Consider the following 12,830-nt stretch of genomic DNA (forward strand, 5'->3'; position numbering starts at 1 on the left):
TCATGACCGATGACCAAATCCCCAACATCGACAGTGAACTGATCGATCTGCCGTCGCCGGACAAGCTGGCTATCCAGCAGAAGTCCACTCACAAACCGCGCATCCTGCTCCTCTATGGATCGACGCGCGAACGCTCCTTCAGCCGTCTGCTGACGGAGGAAGCCGCCCGCTTGCTGGAGCACTTCGGCGCCGAGACGCGGATCTTCAATCCGTCTGGCCTGCCGCTGCCGGATGACGTGCCCGATGACCACCCGATGGTCAAGGAACTGCGTGATCTGGTGCTCTGGTCGGAAGGCATGGTCTGGTGCTCGCCGGAGCGCCACGGCGCCATGACCGGCGTGTTCAAATCGCAGATCGACTGGATTCCGCTGAGCATGGGCGCTGTGCGTCCGACGCAAGGCAAGACCCTGGCGGTGATGCAGGTTTGTGGCGGTTCGCAATCGTTCAACGCAGTGAACCAGATGCGCGTGCTCGGACGCTGGATGCGCATGTTCACCATCCCCAACCAGTCTTCCGTGCCCAAGGCCTACCTGGAGTTCGACGAGGCTGGCCGCATGAAGCCCTCTCCGTTCTACGACCGTGTCGTCGACGTAATGGAGGAGCTGGTGAAGTTCACCCTGCTACTGCGTGATCGCGCCGACTACCTGGTCGACCGCTACTCCGAACGCAAGGAGTCGGCGGAGGAACTGTCGAAACGCGTCAATCAACGATCCATCTGAGGCTTTCTGATCGTGCAATCGCATCCGTATTCCGTTCTCGCCGCTCCCGAGCTGAGTGGCCAGTTGATCTTCACCCCGTGCCCCGGCACCAAGGACACATTGGTGTCCCAGGCGCTGACCACGCTCCGCGATGCCGGCGCGGTGGCGCTGGTGACCTTGATGCCAGGCGAAGAGCTGCTACAGAACGAGATCGATCTGCTTCCCGAGGAGTGCCAACTGCTGGGCATCGAATGGTTCCACCTGCCGATGGAGGATGACCAGGCTCCCGGTGCAGCCTTTACGGCTGCGTGGGAAGCCAATCGAGAGCGACTCCGGGAACTGTTGATGGACGGCAAGACGATCGCCATCCACTGCAAGGGCGGCTCTGGTCGCACAGGTTTGATCGCTGCTCAGCTGCTGATCGAGTGCGGCATGCCCATGCGTGAAGCAATCACCCAGGTACAAGCGATCCGGCCGCGAGCGATTCAACACCCGGCGCACATCAACTACATCAGCCAGTTCGACAAGCAATCGTCGAACGCTCGTTAACCGCAATAGAGAACAACATGGCCATCAAAGTAGGCATCAATGGTTTCGGACGTATCGGTCGCCTGGCGCTGCGCGCGGCATGGGACTGGCCGGAATTCGAATTCGTACAGATCAACGACCTGGCCGGCGATGCCGCGACCCACGCCCACCTGATCAACTTCGATTCGGTGCACGGACGCTGGCACCATGAGGCCGGTTCGGACGGTGACTCTGTGGTTATTGGTGGTAAACGCATCAAGGTCACGGCCAACAAGGCCATTGCTGACACAGACTGGTCGGGCTGCGACCTGGTTATTGAGGCCAGCGGCAAGATGAAGACCGTTGCCGTGCTTCAGGCCTACCTGGATCAAGGTGTGAAGCGCGTTGTCGTGAGCGCTCCGGTGAAAGAGAAGGGCGCGCTGAACGTCGTCATGGGCGTCAACCAGCACCTGTTCGACCCGGCGCAACACCGTATCGTGACGGCAGCCTCCTGCACCACCAACTGCCTGGCTCCGGTGGTGAAGGTGATCCATGAGAACCTCGGCATTCGTCATGGCTCGATCACCACCATTCACGACCTGACCAACACCCAGAGCATCCTCGATCAGCCGCACAAGGATCTGCGTCGCGCCCGTGCCTCCGGCATGAGCTTGATCCCCACTACCACTGGTTCTGCCACTGCCATCGCGGAGATCTTCCCCGAGCTGCGCGGCCGTTTGAATGGCCACGCCGTGCGAGTACCGCTGGCCAACGCCTCGCTGACTGACTGCGTGTTCGAAGTCGAGCGGGAGACCAGCGTGGACGAGGTCAACCAGTTGCTCAAGCGCGCCGCCGAGAACGAGCTGAAGGACATCCTTGGCTATGAGGAGCGCCCGCTGGTCTCTATCGACTACCGCACCGACCCACGCTCCTCGATCATCGACGCGCTCTCGACCATGGTCGTCAATGGCACGCAGGTGAAGCTGTACGCCTGGTACGACAACGAATGGGGCTACGCCAATCGCACCGTCGAACTGGCAAAGCTAGTTGGCCTGGCTGGTTGAGGGACGGAACTCGATCATGAAGGCGCTATCGTCACTCTCACCAGAAGTTCGCCAGTACCTGCTGGTGACGGGCAACTACTGGGCATTCACGCTCACCGATGGCGCCTTGCGCATGCTGGTGGTACTCCATTTCCATTCCCTGGGGTACTCGCCGCTGCAGATCGCAGCCCTGTTCCTGTTCTACGAATTCTTCGGTGTTGTCACCAACCTGGTTGGTGGCTATCTGGGCGCCCGGCTCGGGCTGAACCGCACCATGAACATCGGTCTTGCGATGCAGGTCGTGGCGCTTCTGATGCTCACCGTGCCGTCCGCCTTGCTCACGATACCGTGGGTGATGGGAGCTCAGGCGCTCTCCGGTATCGCCAAGGATCTCAACAAGATGAGTGCCAAGAGCTCGATCAAGCTCCTGGTGCCCGACGCTCAGCAAGGCAAACTCTACAAGTGGGTGGCGATCCTTACGGGCTCGAAGAACGCGCTCAAGGGTGTGGGCTTTTTCCTGGGTGGCGCGTTGTTGGCCGTGCTCGGCTTCAAAGGCGCTGTGCTTGCCATGGCCCTGGTGCTAGCCCTCATCTGGATCGGCAGCATGCTGTCGCTGAAGAAAGACTTGGGCAAAGCCAAGGCCAAACCCAAGTTCCGCGACATGCTCTCCAAAAGCCGCGCGATCAACATTCTCTCTGCCGCCCGGATGTTCCTGTTCGGTGCGCGGGACGTCTGGTTCGTCGTCGCGCTGCCGGTCTACTTGAGCGAGACGCTTGGGTGGGACTTCTGGCTGGTCGGCGGATTCCTCGCCGCCTGGGTGATCGGCTACGGCATCGTCCAGTCCTTCGCGCCGGCATTGACAGGCAAGAAGCGTGGCCACGTCCCCGATGGCCGCGCAGCCTTCGCCTGGGCGCTTGTGCTTGCGGCGTTGCCGGCGGCCATCGCCCTTGGCCTAGACATGAACCTCTCGGCCCAGATCGTGCTGCTGGGGGGGCTGATGTTGTTCGGGGCGCTCTTCGCCGTGAACTCGTCGTTGCACAGCTACCTGATCGTCTCGTACGCCAAGGAAGACGGCGTATCGCTGGATGTGGGGTTCTACTACATGTCCAACGCCATGGGTCGCCTGATCGGCACCGTGCTTTCCGGCTGGGTCTTCCAGGCCTACGGGCTGGTCGCCTGCCTGTGGATTTCAGCGGTCTTCGTTCTGCTGGCCGCGCTCATTTCAATCGCCTTGCCCAGGCATGCTGAGGTGATTGCCGCCCCGCAATAGCTGGGCTGTGGATGTGTGCGACGCCTGCCTTTCTGGGCAAGGCAGGCCCGAAGGCCTGACGCAATGTGGAGGCACATCATGAACAGGTTGATAGGGTTGCTGCCGCTTCTCGTCGCCGCACGACAAGGGGAACGAGCCGCAAAAAGCCGTTGCCGGTATAGAACAGCCGATTGCTGGCAGTTGGTTCGAAGGGCAATGGATAGCTGAGCCATCTGCCGGAAAATCGTCCTTGGCGACCCTCTCGATTTCCACCAACGAAATGCTCTGGGATGCTTGTCCGGTAAAGATCAATAGCCAGGTTAGCATCAACGGAAAGGAAGCAATCATCGTGGTAACCGATGGGTTCGAATGCCTAAGTACGCAGAAAATATTGACCGGCGTGATTCTATCCAGAGTCAGCGACTGCGTATTTTTGCTGAAGTCTTACGAGACAGACGAAGATATCGAACACGGCTCACCTACCATCGTGGGAGCTTACCGCAAGAGAACATGCGCAAACTAAAAATCTCAGATCCTTTAGATAGCGCAAGGAGGTTTAAAAATTAAAGTAAGTCGGGTGGTTTCAGTTTTCTTTATGGGACTCAATGACTCATTCAATTAATTGAGATCAGTATGCGCGAAGCTCGTTTGGTTGATACTGATCTATCAGTGAAAATCTTTAAGCTTTATTCTCAAGCAAGTGTGGTAGTATTTCTTTGAGCAATCCAAGCTAGGGCATTTACCTAGTAATACAGAGAAGTTGGAGACGAGTTCATGAATACGCTGGCCGCGCGTTGGTCACATCGCTATCCGAGAGCTTTTCTGATGCTGGCAGCCGCATTGTGGTGGACTCTTTACCAGACTCTTATCCCCCTATCGGAGGCGGTAGTCGCTTCCTTGCCGGTGCAGCGCGCGAGCCACCTAGGTGGAGCTCTTCAATTCTTCCTTTACGACACACCCAAGGTGCTGATGCTGCTTACCGCCATTGTGTTCGTCATGGGAATGGTCAACAGCTATTTCACACCTGAGCGTACTCGTGCTTTGCTGGCGGGCCGGCATGAGGGCGTTGCCAACGTGATGGCGGCCTCTCTCGGCGTCGTTACACCCTTTTGCTCTTGCTCGGCTGTACCGCTGTTCATCGGTTTCGTACAAGCAGGGGTTCCCTTGGGCGTTACCTTTTCATTCCTAATTGCGGCCCCAATGGTGAACGAAGTCGCGTTGACCTTGTTGTTCGGGATGTTTGGTTGGAAAGTAGCATTGCTCTATATGGGCCTGGGTCTATCAATTGCTGTCGTGGCTGGCTGGATCATTGGTCGTATGAGAATGGAGGTCTATCTTGAGGACTGGGTTCGCGATATGCCTAAAGTTGGCGCCCAGTTTGAAATTGCCGGGATGACTCTCGCCGAGCGCATAGACGGCGGTTTCCAGGCGGTCCGGGAAATCGTCGGAAAAGTCTGGCCGTATATCCTCGCAGGTATAGCGATTGGTGCCGGCATCCATGGCTACGTGCCCGAGGACTTTATGGCTTCATTCATGGGCAAGGATGTTTGGTGGGCAGTGCCGATCGCCGTACTGATTGGCGTTCCGATGTATACCAATGCAGCAGGTGTGATACCAATTGTGCAAGCGCTCCTCGCAAAGGGGGCTGCACTAGGTACAGTACTAGCGTTCATGATGAGCGTAATCGCCTTGTCGCTACCTGAGATGGTGATCCTACGCAAGGTGCTAAAGTTACGCCTGATCGCAACATTTATTATCATTGTAGCGACCGGCATCTTGATCGTTGGTTATGTATTCAACTGGATTCTGTGAGGAAAATAAACATGAAAGAAATTAAAGTGCTCGGCACTGGCTGTTCAAATTGCAAAAACACCATCGCATTAATCGAGCAGGTTGCCAAAGCTCATGGCATTGAGGTCTCGCTAGAGAAAGTCGAGGAACTCAAAGAGATCATGAGCTATGGCGTAATGAGTACACCAAGTGTAGTGATTGATGGCAAAGTTGTACATGCGGGGGGGGTTCCGTCCCGGGACAAAGTTGAACAATGGTTAGCCAACTGAAAAATACGCTGCAATAGACGCGGGTTGATCAACTCGGACAGGCAGAGCTCCAGTAAGCATCCAGCTCAAGGTCATCTTCTACCATCGAGAAGCGCTTGATCGCACGCTGGCCAGCAGGACATTGGTACTTGTCATCAGCGGCTATGTAGATGAAGTCCTGTTTACCGAAGCGCCCTTCAGCTTTGCTGCTGGAAGTCATCGGTTTGGGCACAAAGGGGGGTATGCCCGCCTGCTCGCACGCGAGGATTTCCACTCCGCTGAAGTAGCCGGAATATTTCCGGGGCAGCTGGGCGTCCTACCCAGAACTACTGCAGTAGCTACGCTGCAGGCGACCCAATAGCTGTCTTCGGCGGGAACACGAGTTCGTCGTGTAAGGTGCAAATAAGCCTATGATCCAGCACATGGAACAGCGCAGGGTTCTGTGCGTCTTGGTTACCAATAAAGAAGAGATAGCTACGTGACGCTTGCTTCACTTTTTTGGCTTCCATTCCCTCCTTTCGGGCTACTTCCAGCTCATTCTTGAGCCGTCCGCGTGCAACCGCTGACCATTCTTGCCAGTGGACGATCACTTGGTAGGGCGTAAGCTTTTCATCTTCCCATTCCCCCGCATTGAGCGAAATGGTCAGGTGTTCGGGCGACTCTACGGCCTGAGACCATGCCAGTTCGCCATAGAAAACACGCACATGGGCAAACCGCTCAATACCTTCAGAGCGGAGTTTTTTGAAGGCGGTTCGATAGGTCCTCGGAGCAACGCCGGGGACCTCTAGTGAGAGATGCCTATCGTGCGGGAAGAACAAAAATGCACGGCAGATCGGGCGGATACTGTTGGCTGCGCGTCGTCCTTCTCTGCGAGCCGTGTTGCCCGTTGGGTTCTGCCGACCAACGCTCTGAGTTTGTTGCTCTGTGCGAGGTAAGGTGGCATCGATGATCGTTCGAGTATCAATCAGTTCTAAGCGGGCAGGGGATAAACCAGGAGAAGTCTCTAACTCCTTCTGAACACTGGCGCGTTTGCCCAGGGCTATAACCTTGCTTTCTCCCTCCGACTCACAGTCTGGGCCGTGAGGGTCGCGAATTTGAAAGTGGGCGCGCACTAGGTTTCCTGGGCGGTAGGACCGTGGGAAAGCCTGAGTGTTACAGCCAGTGCACTGGTAGCCATAGGTGTCCACTACTGCCAACAGCTTGAGGTCTTCGGCCTCAACAATTTCCTTGGTCGCGCAATCACGAGCGTTATCCACCACGCTTACTTCTCCATCGAGTTGGGGTGTTCGCCTTATTCAACTCCCAGCATACTGTCCGAAAAATAAGGGGCAAGATGATGAGCGATGAGCTTTATGTTTCCGTCGATGTCGAGACTTCGGGGCCGGTGCCGGGCATTTATAGCCTGCTTTCCATCGGGGCTTGCCTTGTCTCGGAGCCTGCTCAGTCAATCTATCTCGAGCTGCAGCCAGATGGTCTAAAGCACGATCCAGAGGCCGTGGCCGTAACTGGCCTTGAACTCAGCAAGCTCGAAAGCGAAGGGCTTCCTCCGCAGGTGGCGATGCTCAAGCTTGAGCAATGGCTGACTCAGGTGTGCTCAGTAGGGCAGAAAGTCGTTTTCGTGGGGCTTAATGCTCCATTTGACTGGTCCTTCATCAATTACTACTTCCACAAGTATACTGGGGCGAACCCCTTTGGGTTCACCGCAATCGATATGAAGGCGTATTACATGGGAGTTACCGGGTGTCGCTGGAAGGAAACCAAATCCTCTCAAATGACAGCTCGGCTCAACCCCCATAGCGCACCCAACCATAACGCGTTGGACGATGCACGATTTCAGGCGGAGTTGTTCGCTCTCATGCTGGCAGAAGGTCCCAGTCGCTAACTCGGCCAGCTGTTCCATACAGCCCCAACATAGCGTCCTTCCCTGAAGGACCAAGCCTTTATGCCTTCCGAGCTGTTGGAGTTACCCACGATGATTGCCAGCGGGTGCGGCAGATCCTGGGTGTAGTGCGCTGCAAATCTGGAAAAACTCCCGATATCAGTGGGGGAGATCATAGGAATTCTTTGTGGGTGGGTATGCCAGTACCCCACCAGGCGGAGCCCTGCTGCATTGGCTTGCTCAATTTCTTCCCGGCAGCGACGAGCATTCAGTTCAAGCCAGGTCCTGCCTGCCCGATCATCTCTATGAGGGGGAGTCGCCAAGGCGAGTACCAATCCGGTAGCGCTTGAGGGGTCGACAAATAGCTGTCCCCCACGCTCCACATCAAAGCGCCGTTGCCTGTAACTCTCCAACAGGCTTGCGACGTCCTGCGATACCAACAGATGCGTGTCCACCCCGGGCCAGCTCCACTGCCAGGCGATTGGAGTCATTGAGCGCTCTCCAGCAGCTCCGGCCAATCACGCTCTAATTGGGCCTGCTGCATTCCAGCAGGTAGCTCCGGCCCAAGGTACTTCCCTCCCAGCGTCGTCACGTCCTGAGGTCTATTGACGCTGCTGACCCAGCTCGGGCTTTCGATGCTGCCGCTTAACACTCGTAATGCGACTTGAGAAACCATCGAAGCAATGTTCACCATTCCAAGAGAGCCTCCTGGGATGAAGCTCTCTCCGCAGGCGGGAAGGGCGATGACCCCACCTTCCGGCCACTCGGTGAACTTATGCTTAAAATCACCGTTTTCTGTGAATAGGCCTCGAGCATCAAATGCTCCAGAAGGCGCAAGAAGCACATGTCCCACTTGTGTATGAGGCTCACTCCAGGCCTGGAGTAAAGCCCAGGAGGTGCCATTTGACTTGGGTCCCCATAGTGCCACCTCCGACTGCCAATCCGCGGTAGTAACCACCACTAGGTCCGCCTTATCAAAAACCTCGGGATTCGTGTACATCACCACTTCGGCGAAGGTTGCGAACGCCGCGACTTCCGTAGTGGGTAGGTCTTTGCGAATTTGTTCCTGAAGCGCCTCGGCCTTTGGGAGACCGAGGTCATCGGCCCCAAGCACGTGCCTGCCGAGATTCGCCGACACCAAGTGGTCCGGGTCAATCAGTGTCAGATGCCCAACACCCGAACGCGCCAACTGGAGGGCAACCGTGCTGCCCAACGAGCCGACCCCAACACAAACTACGCGAGTCCCTTCCAGGTTCTGCGCCATACCGCTGAGGTCGCGGGACAAAATCTCCGTCCGATCTAGCACATCCAGCGTTGTCGCTCGGATCAGAACGGGGGGATGGCTGACAGCAACTGCTGGTCTGCGTCGTGCTGATCGCAGGTAAAACTTCGAGCCTCGATCCAGCTGCGGACCGTAAGTGCGAACGTTAAGGCAGTAGATTGGAGCACTGGAATCTCCAGGAAGCTCCAAAGCAATCCAACGATTGGGTAGCGAGCCACGCTCATTGAACCAAGCTAACAGCTGAGAGCTGTCGCCAGGGGCAAGGTGCGGCATGAGCCATGTGAGCAGTAGCTCAGGGGCTGGAAGACGTAAGTCTGGATAACTCTGAAGCTTCGCGTAAAATCCAGGGGTCTCCGGGGCTCGCATCCTTGGAGAACGTCCAATCGTGCGCCTGCAGTGGTTTTTGAGTGATGACAGATCTGTTGCGAGCCAGACTGTCTCCTGGCCAGAAGGCAATGCTTGCCGAGGGTCGCTTAGAGCAAACAGCTTCGAGGCGGCTTGGGGGCGATCTAGAAGAATGAGGTTCTGTAGTGACAGCCCCTGCTGCCTAGACCAGTAGGATGTGATTTCGCGCCGAAATTCGGCGTCCCGGGTAGCTGCGCATGACCCTTTTCGGGACAGATTAACGATCTTGCGTAACCGAGCCAGGCTGTCCGATACAACATGTTCGGGGGTGCCCATCACTGGGCGCTCCTGGAAGCCATGAAGGCAAAGTCCGACTTCCATGGCGTGGGGCCATATAAGCCATGGCGAAGGCTCGACAGTAAGCCTTAGCCCGCTGCGGGGGAAATTCCTCGGAAAGCCGATGCGTAGGCGCCGCTCCGCGCCTGTATAATCCACTGGCAGCGGAAAGTAGTAACTCGCAGCTTCGTCAGCCCGTGTGGCCACAGGCCGAAGCAGTGCCAGTGCGGCATCTTCGCCAAGAGCGCCTCGCAGCGCGGCTATACCCCGCTGCAGAGGCGTATCGGTGTGATCAACCAAGACGCCCAACTGGCTTCACATCCTCTTGAGAGCTCGCTGTTCCGCTGAAACCACCAAACAGCGCGCCCATCGACGTGGAGTTTCGGGTGGTTCCGTCCGGGCGGCCAGGCATCGTCCAGTTGGACGGAATTTCACTGTTCACTGCCGAAATGAAGGTAGGGCCCATGCCAAAGTTTTCCTTCACTGCCTTGGCAAAAGCCTCTGCGGACTCGAAGCTTTCAAGTCCCAGCGACACTGATGCGCTGGCATTCTCGTGCCACTCCTGGAATGCCCGGCGGTAGCGATGTCCGTCGAGTGGCCTGTTCCATTTTTCAGCGAAGTTTTCGCCGCTATCGGCCGGGTTGCAAACCTGGCATTCGTTGCCCCGGTACTTAACGTGATCCGGCATCCTCCGGACGATTTCGAGGATGGCATCTAGCGGCCTTAGCGGCGTCGACTGGGACTCTTTCGCCACATCAAGGTAGGCGTGGGTAGCGAGAGTGGTGATGACTGCCGAAATCGGACGATGATCTGTATTTTTTGTGCGGATGGCCCACTCATCCCGATGTCGCTTCAGCAGCTTGATCGTTGCCCGAAGTGGGTCTTGATCGAGATAGTCCTCATACTGCGGCAACGGATCCTGAGTGGCGGCATCAAAAGCGCGCTGGCTTTTCGCGACAGCCATATGTTCCGCCAAGGAGATGGTTTGCGTTGACGCGACCTGCAACCATTTGGAGTAGGGGATCGGGCTGCTCGCCTTCCACCCAGTCACCCGATCCGGTACTTCCAGCTTACCTTCGCCATTGCCTTGAGAATTCCCATTGATGGCACGCGCCGGCGTGACATCAATGTGGAATCCAGGGTTTTCGTCTGCATATATGATCCGGATGCCCCGGCGTAGTTGCTTGATTTCCTCCTGGACACGGCTGCCAGCTTTGAAGCGCTCCTCAATGGCATCCAGAACCTCTTGAGCTCCAGCCCCCTGGGCATGAGGGAGCCAAATAATGGCGTCCGCATCGATGGTGTCCAGATCCTCTGGGGCGCCAGAAACGGGTTTGATCGTTGTCTTCAGGCGCATGGAGCCTTGGACAAAAATGTGAGCCTCCGCCAGTAGTGGATTGTCGGAAGCGTTGAGGGTCTTTTCCAGCTGGGAGTATCGGTCGTTGATCTTCTCGTACTGTGCTTCGGACAGTGAGATCTCCTTCGCGGCGCGGAGCAGAAAGTGCTCCCAGCTTCCGCGCTTGGTCTGTTCATTGCTCATGGACATCAACGAACCTCCTGGGCTTGGTGGCCCAACTGTAGTGTTGGCTTGAACCTGTTTTGGTTGTCTTTATCTCGATCGAAAATCAGGTAAGCGTGTTGGTGTTGCGTGGTAAGCAAGGCCCCGAACTCAATTGCCAAAGCAGCGGGAATCGCCGCAAAAACATGGATTGTGTCTGCAGTCATGGCCTCAAGCCGGCTCAAATGCGTTTGTAGAGCGTCGCGAAACGCGTGTATCACGCGACGGTTCTGAACCATCGCATAGCTGGGCACTGGGATGCTCAGCTCAGCGATACGCGCGCCAGGTAGTGCCTCTTCTACATCGCGAGCTGGGACTTGCGCGGAGATAGACAACACCAGAGCCAGCGGGCCTTCTCCATCCGCGGGCGGGGCGAACACAAACTCGGGAGGTTCGGCTGACTGGTCAGGCCAACGTAGTTGGTGCTCGCGGTTGAATGAGAAAAGCAGGCGCTTGGACCGATCACCTAAGGACTGCCCTAGCATGATCAGCGCCGGGATGTCTGCCACGCCCACTACGGCCAGCGCAGGAGCATCACCATAGGCTCCTCCGCGACGCTTTAGCTGCTGCTCTAATTCGTGCTGAATGTTGTCCTGAATACTCTGCCAATAGTGTGCATCCCTGCCACGATGGCTCGGGGCCGGAAAAGTGATCTTGATGGGATGATCGAATGCAGTCAGTCCCTCTGAGGACATTGCCACCAGCAGATCACGAACGGGGACGTCGTTGTTCGTCGCGAAATGCTGGCTTTGGACAATTACTGGAATTGCTCTTCCACCGTCAGGAGTGGTTGCTGCCAGCCGGACTCGCTCCAGGTACGCTTGGTGCAGGCCGCTAAGATCGCTTTCCGGATATCCATCAGCATCCCGATCGATTTTGTCATGGCAGCCAGGGCAGAGAAGCATGAGATTGGCTGGGTCGTTGGTAAGCGACGCGGCCTTGGCTTCGTCATGGTCAGATCGACCCCGTGGGCCCTTTGGGCTAGCTGGCAGGATGTGAGCTACCTCGCCCCATTTCATGGGCTTACCTACACGGTAGTCGTACATGAGGTCGGTGCCGCACAGCTCACAACGGCCTGCAGCCTGAGTCCACACGACACGCTTTGTCACGTCGTCGGTGTCGTAGCGACCGGTGGCAATATTGGCTTTTTCTTGTTTTCCCACGAGGCCTCCTTGAAACATCAGGAACACTGATCCGTAATGGCTCATTGAGATCAGATAGGGTTGCTAAGTCGGTTTTCAAGGCCGTGGAAGCGAAGCGGCTAAAATAAAATTTCGGCGTCCCCAGCCGTTGGTTGCGAGCTGCTACCGCACGCGCATGAGTCGCCCTCTTCAGGAATTCGCTCGGATCAGCAACCAGCTTCTGGACAGGTGCCGTGATGACCGAGGAAGGGGCGATGGCCTCGAAAGTAAATAGCCCTTTCTTCCGTAGATACCTTCAAGCCTCACCGTCGGTCTTTTAAAACGCTGTGGGATAGTCCGCTTTTGGCTGATCTCTGCCTGTCGCGACCGGCAGAAACCGGCCACAAGGAACCTCGGAAGGGCAAAGGGCCGGGCAGGCGGCGGAGATGGCTCAGCCGTGCCGCGCTCGGCTCGCCTGTACTACCCGGTGTGCCGGCACGCGCAGTTGCGTCAGCAGGTATTCGGCGAATTCCAGCGAGAAGGGTTGCAGGGCAATGGCGCGCTCCATGCAGCTTAACCAGGCGGCGCTGCGTGCTTCGTCGATCGGCCATTGGGCGTGGAAAGACGGGATGGAGATGGAACCGTATTTTTCACTGAACAGCTTTGGGCCGCCCAGCCAGCCGCTGAGGAAACAGGCCAGTTTGTCGCGAGACTGTTCCAGGTTTTCTGGGTGCATGCGGCGCAGGTCGGCCGCATCCGGCAGTTCGTCCATG

13 protein-coding genes and 1 pseudogene are annotated in these 12,830 nt (G+C 57.0%); 7 read left to right on the plus strand and 7 right to left on the minus strand.

The annotated features are described in order from the left end of the window. Nucleotides 1-2: 2 nt before the first annotated feature. The 6 genes from arsH to BLQ74_RS25415 all read left to right on the plus strand — a co-directional run bounded on the left by arsH (nucleotide 3) and on the right by BLQ74_RS25415 (nucleotide 5,557). Nucleotides 3-719, plus strand: coding sequence for an arsenical resistance protein ArsH (gene arsH / locus BLQ74_RS25385; RefSeq protein ID WP_090268057.1), 717 nt, complete (start codon nucleotides 3-5; stop codon nucleotides 717-719). Between the two features lie 12 nt (nucleotides 720-731). Continuing rightward, on the plus strand, nucleotides 732-1,247 hold the full coding sequence (locus BLQ74_RS25390; protein WP_090268059.1) for a cyclin-dependent kinase inhibitor 3 family protein: 516 nt from the start codon (nucleotides 732-734) through the stop codon (nucleotides 1,245-1,247). A 17-nt stretch (nucleotides 1,248-1,264) separates the two neighbouring features. Beyond that, entirely contained in the window at nucleotides 1,265-2,269 is a 1,005-nt protein-coding gene (locus BLQ74_RS25395) for an ArsJ-associated glyceraldehyde-3-phosphate dehydrogenase (RefSeq protein ID WP_090268060.1), read from the plus strand. Between the two features lie 16 nt (nucleotides 2,270-2,285). After that, nucleotides 2,286-3,518 (plus strand): organoarsenical effux MFS transporter ArsJ, encoded by a 1,233-nt coding sequence (gene arsJ, locus BLQ74_RS25400; RefSeq protein ID WP_090268062.1) that lies wholly within the window; start codon nucleotides 2,286-2,288, stop codon nucleotides 3,516-3,518. Between the two features lie 753 nt (nucleotides 3,519-4,271). Then, nucleotides 4,272-5,309 carry a permease gene (locus tag BLQ74_RS25410; RefSeq protein ID WP_090268063.1) on the plus strand — a complete coding sequence of 346 codons (1,038 nt, stop codon included), beginning with the start codon at nucleotides 4,272-4,274 and terminating at the stop codon, nucleotides 5,307-5,309. 11 nt (nucleotides 5,310-5,320) lie between these two features. Further along, a complete protein-coding gene (locus BLQ74_RS25415; protein ID WP_090268065.1) occupies nucleotides 5,321-5,557 on the plus strand; it encodes a thioredoxin family protein in 237 nt (78 codons plus the stop codon). Between the two features lie 31 nt (nucleotides 5,558-5,588). On the opposite strand, the pseudogene BLQ74_RS27840 reads toward BLQ74_RS25415, so the two are convergent. Further along, nucleotides 5,589-5,825: pseudogene (locus tag BLQ74_RS27840) on the minus strand (IS5/IS1182 family transposase); the annotation flags it as partial. 49 nt (nucleotides 5,826-5,874) lie between these two features. Beyond that, the gene (locus tag BLQ74_RS27495; protein ID WP_170842876.1) at nucleotides 5,875-6,795 is read right to left on the minus strand and encodes a hypothetical protein; all 921 of its coding nucleotides are present in this window, start codon (nucleotides 6,793-6,795) and stop codon (nucleotides 5,875-5,877) included. Between the two features lie 74 nt (nucleotides 6,796-6,869). Between BLQ74_RS27495 and BLQ74_RS25425 the strand changes: the two genes are divergently transcribed. Beyond that, a complete protein-coding gene (locus tag BLQ74_RS25425) occupies nucleotides 6,870-7,418 on the plus strand; it encodes a 3'-5' exonuclease (protein ID WP_090268067.1) in 549 nt (182 codons plus the stop codon). Here the strand turns inward: BLQ74_RS25425 and BLQ74_RS25430 are convergent. The 5 genes from BLQ74_RS25430 to BLQ74_RS25450 form a co-directional block, all read right to left on the minus strand. Continuing rightward, nucleotides 7,415-7,906, minus strand: coding sequence for a Mov34/MPN/PAD-1 family protein (locus BLQ74_RS25430; RefSeq protein WP_090268068.1), 492 nt, complete (start codon nucleotides 7,904-7,906; stop codon nucleotides 7,415-7,417). The two genes, BLQ74_RS25425 and BLQ74_RS25430, sit on opposite strands and share 4 nt — an antisense overlap. Further along, the gene (locus BLQ74_RS27845) at nucleotides 7,903-8,679 is read right to left on the minus strand and encodes a ThiF family adenylyltransferase (protein WP_244507267.1); all 777 of its coding nucleotides are present in this window, start codon (nucleotides 8,677-8,679) and stop codon (nucleotides 7,903-7,905) included. Before BLQ74_RS27845 ends, BLQ74_RS25430 begins: the two co-directional genes overlap by 4 nt. 991 nt (nucleotides 8,680-9,670) lie before the next feature. Further along, the gene (locus tag BLQ74_RS25440) at nucleotides 9,671-10,924 is read right to left on the minus strand and encodes a nucleotidyltransferase domain-containing protein (RefSeq protein WP_090268070.1); all 1,254 of its coding nucleotides are present in this window, start codon (nucleotides 10,922-10,924) and stop codon (nucleotides 9,671-9,673) included. Continuing rightward, complete coding sequence (locus tag BLQ74_RS25445; protein ID WP_090268081.1) at nucleotides 10,924-12,099, minus strand: HNH endonuclease; 1,176 nt, start codon at nucleotides 12,097-12,099, stop codon at nucleotides 10,924-10,926. Before BLQ74_RS25445 ends, BLQ74_RS25440 begins: the two co-directional genes overlap by 1 nt. Before the next feature lie 409 nt (nucleotides 12,100-12,508). Continuing rightward, on the minus strand, nucleotides 12,509-12,830 hold a 322-nt coding region (locus tag BLQ74_RS25450), incomplete at its 5' end, for a globin domain-containing protein (RefSeq protein WP_090268072.1).

The organism is Pseudomonas panipatensis (assembly GCF_900099785.1).
GTDB lineage: Bacteria > Pseudomonadota > Gammaproteobacteria > Pseudomonadales > Pseudomonadaceae > Pseudomonas > Pseudomonas panipatensis.

Excerpts from the sequence above, each read along its gene's own strand:
- BLQ74_RS25410 (WP_090268063.1), top strand. The coding sequence starts at position 4,272 with ATGAATACGCTGGCCGCGCGTTGGTCACATCGCTATCCGAGAGCTTTT.
- BLQ74_RS25440 (WP_090268070.1), bottom strand. The coding sequence starts at position 10,924 with ATGTCCATGAGCAATGAACAGACCAAGCGCGGAAGCTGGGAGCACTTT.
- BLQ74_RS25425 (WP_090268067.1), top strand. The coding sequence starts at position 6,870 with ATGATGAGCGATGAGCTTTATGTTTCCGTCGATGTCGAGACTTCGGGG.
- arsH (WP_090268057.1), top strand. The coding sequence starts at position 3 with ATGACCGATGACCAAATCCCCAACATCGACAGTGAACTGATCGATCTG.
- BLQ74_RS27845 (WP_244507267.1), bottom strand. The coding sequence starts at position 8,679 with ATGGCGCAGAACCTGGAAGGGACTCGCGTAGTTTGTGTTGGGGTCGGC.
- BLQ74_RS25430 (WP_090268068.1), bottom strand. The coding sequence starts at position 7,906 with ATGACTCCAATCGCCTGGCAGTGGAGCTGGCCCGGGGTGGACACGCAT.
- BLQ74_RS25415 (WP_090268065.1), top strand. The coding sequence starts at position 5,321 with ATGAAAGAAATTAAAGTGCTCGGCACTGGCTGTTCAAATTGCAAAAAC.
- arsJ (WP_090268062.1), top strand. The coding sequence starts at position 2,286 with ATGAAGGCGCTATCGTCACTCTCACCAGAAGTTCGCCAGTACCTGCTG.
- BLQ74_RS25395 (WP_090268060.1), top strand. The coding sequence starts at position 1,265 with ATGGCCATCAAAGTAGGCATCAATGGTTTCGGACGTATCGGTCGCCTG.